Raw genomic sequence first — 5882 nt, 5'->3', positions numbered from 1 at the left:
GTCAGAATCCGCTTGCTGACAAATCGGGGTCTCCGTATAGAGCCGCCTCGCTCGGAAACGGGCCGGCCGACGGGGCTGCGGGGGTCTTGATCCTCACGGTTTCACGGAAGAAAGAAGCGAAAAACTTCTTGCTTTCATCGGTTGGTTTCACTAGGTTCCGCGCTCCAATCGAATCGCCGACGGGTTTTTAGAGGTAAGCCTCGCTTTCCTCCGGTGGTTTCTTGCGGTCTGAAGGGTTCGCCTTTCTCTCCAAAAGATCTCTGAAAAGAGCGGTTGACACGAGGTTCGGCGGTCTCTAAATCCCCGCCTCCGCCGACGACACGGCGCTAAACAAGTCGGACCGCTGATGCGGTTTAGGTCTTTGACATTGTTGATTTGGAAAGAGAAACGCAGGCGGCGGTGTTCTTGCGATGACCCTAGAAGGTCATCATACGACACTGACTATCTGCGGTCTTTTTGAAAAGATACCATGCGTCGGTCTTCGGATCGATGAATGGGAACTCGTCAATAAAATACGTAGAACTAATGCCAAGACGTCCTTCGGGATGTTCTTAAGCTTAGGTCAGAAGTCAACTCAACCTGAGAGTTTGATCCTGGCTCAGAGCGAACGCTGGCGGCAGGCCTAACACATGCAAGTCGAACGAACTCTTCGGAGTTAGTGGCGGACGGGTGAGTAACACGTGGGAACGTGCCTTTTGGTTCGGAATAACTCAGGGAAACTTGTGCTAATACCGAATGTGCCCTTCGGGGGAAAGATTTATCGCCATTAGAGCGGCCCGCGTCTGATTAGCTAGTTGGTGAGGTAAAGGCTCACCAAGGCGACGATCAGTAGCTGGTCTGAGAGGATGATCAGCCACATTGGGACTGAGACACGGCCCAAACTCCTACGGGAGGCAGCAGTGGGGAATCTTGCGCAATGGGCGAAAGCCTGACGCAGCCATGCCGCGTGAATGATGAAGGTCTTAGGATTGTAAAATTCTTTCAGTAGGGACGATAATGACGGTACCTACAGAAGAAGCCCCGGCTAACTTCGTGCCAGCAGCCGCGGTAATACGAAGGGGGCTAGCGTTGCTCGGAATTACTGGGCGTAAAGGGAGCGTAGGCGGACATTTAAGTCAGGGGTGAAATCCCGGGGCTCAACCTCGGAATTGCCTTTGATACTGGGTGTCTTGAGTATGAGAGAGGTATGTGGAACTCCGAGTGTAGAGGTGAAATTCGTAGATATTCGGAAGAACACCAGTGGCGAAGGCGACATACTGGCTCATTACTGACGCTGAGGCTCGAAAGCGTGGGGAGCAAACAGGATTAGATACCCTGGTAGTCCACGCCGTAAACGATGATTGCTAGTTGTCGGGATGCATGCATTTCGGTGACGCAGCTAACGCATTAAGCAATCCGCCTGGGGAGTACGGTCGCAAGATTAAAACTCAAAGGAATTGACGGGGGCCCGCACAAGCGGTGGAGCATGTGGTTTAATTCGAAGCAACGCGCAGAACCTTACCACCTTTTGACATGCCTGGACCGCCAGAGAGATCTGGCTTTCCCTTCGGGGACTAGGACACAGGTGCTGCATGGCTGTCGTCAGCTCGTGTCGTGAGATGTTGGGTTAAGTCCCGCAACGAGCGCAACCCTCGCCATTAGTTGCCATCATTTAGTTGGGAACTCTAATGGGACTGCCGGTGCTAAGCCGGAGGAAGGTGGGGATGACGTCAAGTCCTCATGGCCCTTACAGGGTGGGCTACACACGTGCTACAATGGCGACTACAGAGGGTTAATCCTTAAAAGTCGTCTCAGTTCGGATTGTCCTCTGCAACTCGAGGGCATGAAGTTGGAATCGCTAGTAATCGCGGATCAGCATGCCGCGGTGAATACGTTCCCGGGCCTTGTACACACCGCCCGTCACACCATGGGAGTTGGTTCTACCCGAAGGCGCTGCGCTGACCGCAAGGGGGCAGGCGACCACGGTAGGGTCAGCGACTGGGGTGAAGTCGTAACAAGGTAGCCGTAGGGGAACCTGCGGCTGGATCACCTCCTTTCTAAGGATGCTTCTCCAGGCCGTCTCTCACGAGGCTGTCTATTGAAGCTCCAATAGCGAAGCGCTTCACAGCGCCGAGCACAAACGGCGGAACGCCGCCGTCTCCGTTTCTCTTTCCACTTTCGTCATCGACGCATCGACCATTCGGGTTGGTGTATTGGTGACGCGATCGCGAGCCTGGGTCTTTAGACCCGGCTGTCGCTGCCATAGGCCCGTAGCTCAGGTGGTTAGAGCGTACGCCTGATAAGCGTAAGGTCGGCAGTTCGAGTCTGCCCGGGCCTACCAGCCCTGCTGGACTCCAGCCTTGGACAGTATCGTATGACAGCTCTCCTGGGCTTCGCACCGTTCCTCGGAATGGGGCCATAGCTCAGTTGGTAGAGCGCCTGCTTTGCAAGCAGGATGTCGTCGGTTCGACTCCGTCTGGCTCCACCAGGCCGCACCCGCGGCCCTGGATTTGACCGGAGGCCCAGCGTTTGACGCTGTGCGGCCCCGACAAGCTCGCAGATCGCATCAAGAATTGCCCGTCGGCCGCAAGGTTGGCGTGCATTGATATCGTGAAGGAAGAACTAGACCGGCTCCCCTGAGCTTTTAGGTCGTGTTCGAGAAGAAGACATTGTCTGACAAAAATCAGGCTTGGTCCCCCGGCAACTTTCCAGTCGGGCGGAATAAACCAAGCATGAGTTTTGCTGAGAAACGATCAAACGTTGAAGGGCTTCTGACGGATGCCTTGGCGTAGAGAGGCGATGAAGGACGTGGCAAGCTGCGATAAGAACCGGGGAGGCGCTAGCACCCTTTGATCCGGTTATTTCCGAATGGGGAAACCCACCTTTACAGTCTTCCAACTTCGTTCTGACTTCGGTCAGGGCGGCGATTGGCGGATTGTTGAAAGGTATAATGAACTGAATACATAGGTTCATTAAGCGAACCCGGGGAACTGAAACATCTCAGTACCCGGAGGAAAGGACATCAACCGAGACTCCCGTAGTAGTGGCGAGCGAACCGGGACCAGGCCAGTGCTCTTGTGAAATAAAGACGAACGATCTGGAAAGGTCGGCCATAGTGGGTGAAAGCCCCGTAGTCATCAAATAGCAAGAGACTCGAGTAGGGCGGGACACGTGAAATCCTGTCTGAACATGGGGGGACCACCCTCCAAGCCTAAGTACTCCTCTACGACCGATAGTGAACAAGTACCGTGAGGGAAAGGTGAAAAGCACCCCGACAAGGGGAGTGAAACAGATCCTGAAATCGGAAGCCTACAAGCAGTCGGAGCCCCCAAGCGGGGTGACGGCGTACCTTTTGTATAATGGGTCAGCGACTTCATGTGTCGAGCAAGCTTAAGCCGTTAGGTGTAGGCGCAGCGAAAGCGAGTCTGAATAGGGCGCTAAGTTCGACGTATGACGACCCGAAACCAGGTGATCTATCCATGAGCAGGTTGAAGGTTGGGTAACACCAACTGGAGGACCGAACCCGTGAATGTTGAAAAATTCTGGGATGACTTGTGGATAGGGGTGAAAGGCCAATCAAACCTGGACATAGCTGGTTCTCCGCGAAATCTATTTAGGTAGAGCGTCCGACGAATTCCTTGGGGGGTAGAGCACTGGATGGTTGCGGGCTGCGCGAGCGGTACCAATACTAACCAAACTCCGAATACCCAAGAGAACTATCGGGCAGACACACGGCGGGTGCTAACGTCCGTCGTGAAAAGGGAAACAACCCTAACCATCATCTAAGGCCCCCAAGTCACGGCTAAGTGGGAAACGATGTGGGATTGCTTTGACAATCAGGAGGTTGGCTTAGAAGCAGCCATCCTTTAAAGAAAGCGTAACAGCTCACTGATCAAGCGATCCTGCGCGGAAAATGTAACGGGGCTCAAGCCGTGCGCCGAAGATATGGGTTTGCAGTTTACTGCAAGCGGTAGCGGAGCGTTCCGTAGGCCGGTGAAGGTCAGGCGTGAGCCTGGCTGGAGGTATCGGAAGTGAGAATGCTGACATGAGTAACGATAGGAGTGTGAGAGACACTCCCGCCGAAAGACCAAGGGTTCCTGCGTAAAGCTAATCTGCGCAGGGTTAGTCGGCCCCTAAGGCGAGGCTGAAAAGCGTAGTCGATGGGAAGCAGGTAAATATTCCTGCACCAGCTGGAAGTGACGGATGGCTTAACTCGTACCCACTTATTGGATTGTGTGTGCGGGGGCGTTGTCCCAGGAAATAACTCCAGCAGAGACCGTACCCGAAACCGACACAGGTGGTCAGGTAGAGCATACCAAGGCGTTTGAGAGAACTGTGCTGAAGGAACTCGGCAAATTGCACGCGTAACTTCGGAATAAGCGTGACTCACCCTGGGCAACCAGGACTGAGTGGCACAAGCCAGGGGGTAGCGACTGTTTAGCAAAAACACAGGGCTCTGCGAAGCAGCAATGCGACGTATAGGGTCTGACGCCTGCCCGGTGCCTGAAGGTTAAAGGGAGTTGTGAAAGCGACGAACTGAAGCCCAGGTAAACGGCGGCCGTAACTATAACGGTCCTAAGGTAGCGAAATTCCTTGTCGGGTAAGTTCCGACCTGCACGAATGGCGTAACGACTTCCCCACTGTCTCCAGCACAGGCTCAGTGAAATTGAATTCCCCGTGAAGATGCGGGGTTCCCGCGGTCAGACGGAAAGACCCTATGAACCTTTACTATAGCTTCGCCTTGGCGTTAGCGACCGTATGTGTAGGATAGGTGGGAGACTATGAAACCGGGGCGCCAGCTCTGGTGGAGTCGTCCTTGAAATACCACCCTTACTGTCGTTGACGTCTAACCGAGGGCCGTTATCCGGTCCCGGGACATGGCGTGGTGGGTAGTTTGACTGGGGCGGTCGCCTCCTAAAGTGTAACGGAGGCGCGCGATGGTGGGCTCAGACCGGTCGGAAATCGGTCGTCGAGTGCAATGGCATAAGCCCGCCTGACTGCGAGACTGACAAGTCGAGCAGAGACGAAAGTCGGCCATAGTGATCCGGTGGTCCCGAGTGGAAGGGCCATCGCTCAACGGATAAAAGGTACTCTAGGGATAACAGGCTGATTTTGCCCAAGAGTCCATATCGACGGCAAAGTTTGGCACCTCGATGTCGGCTCATCACATCCTGGGGCTGGAGCAGGTCCCAAGGGTATGGCTGTTCGCCATTTAAAGTGGTACGTGAGCTGGGTTCAGAACGTCGTGAGACAGTTTGGTCCCTATCTGCCGTGGGTGTTCGAAGCTTGAGAGGATCTGTCCCTAGTACGAGAGGACCGGGATGGACATACCTCTGGTGTACCTGTCATGGCGCCAGCTGTGCAGCAGGGTAGCTAAGTATGGAATAGATAACCGCTGAAAGCATCTAAGCGGGAAACTAACCTCAAAACAAGGCTTCGCTGAGGATCGTGGAAGACTACCACGTTGATAGGCCAGGTGTGGAAGTGGGGCGACCCATGAAGCTTACTGGTACTAATAATCCGATCGGTTTGATCGTTTCTCAGCAAAACTCATTCGATGATTGCTCCTTGACCGAAGCAATCTCAGACAATGTCTTCTCATCATCCGCTGTCCGCCTTGTTGACCTGGTGGCTATGTCGGAGGTTCCCCACCCGATCCCATTCCGAACTCGGTCGTTAAGCCCTCCAGAGCCAATGGTACTTCGTCTCAAGGCGCGGGAGAGTAGGTCGCCGCCGGGTCTACAAGGCGGACAGCCGATGATGAAAACAAATCACCGCAATCGCGGTCTTCTCGAACCGTTCTTCCTCACGAAACTACCGTTTGCCGCGGGATGGAGCAGCCCGGTAGCTCGTCAGGCTCATAACCTGAAGGTCGTAGGTTCAAATCCTACTCCCGCACCCAA

The 5882-nt window shown here is 54.4% G+C and carries 3 tRNA genes and 3 rRNA genes; all 6 read left to right on the top strand.

Annotated features, from left to right (window positions below):
* Positions 1–575 precede the first annotated feature (575 nt).
* The 6 genes from ACODSC_RS14985 to ACODSC_RS14960 all read left to right on the top strand — a co-directional run bounded on the left by ACODSC_RS14985 (position 576) and on the right by ACODSC_RS14960 (position 5881).
* Positions 576–2036, top strand: a 16S ribosomal RNA gene (locus tag ACODSC_RS14985).
* Positions 2037–2243: 207 nt separating this feature from the next.
* Positions 2244–2320: transfer RNA gene (locus ACODSC_RS14980), tRNA-Ile, on the top strand.
* Positions 2321–2391: 71 nt separating this feature from the next.
* Positions 2392–2467: transfer RNA gene (locus ACODSC_RS14975), tRNA-Ala, on the top strand.
* A gap of 263 nt (positions 2468–2730) precedes the next feature.
* Positions 2731–5516: ribosomal RNA gene (locus ACODSC_RS14970) — 23S ribosomal RNA — on the top strand.
* A gap of 87 nt (positions 5517–5603) precedes the next feature.
* Positions 5604–5718: ribosomal RNA gene (gene rrf, locus ACODSC_RS14965) — 5S ribosomal RNA — on the top strand.
* The 16S, 23S and 5S rRNA genes sit together here with 3 tRNA genes alongside, the layout of an rRNA operon.
* Positions 5719–5804: 86 nt before the next feature.
* A tRNA-Met gene (locus ACODSC_RS14960) sits at positions 5805–5881 on the top strand.
* The last annotated feature ends 1 nt before the right edge of the window (position 5882 follow it).

Source organism: Brevundimonas sp. FG128 (assembly GCF_057809775.1).
This window is presented reverse-complemented; position numbering and strand designations above follow the sequence as displayed.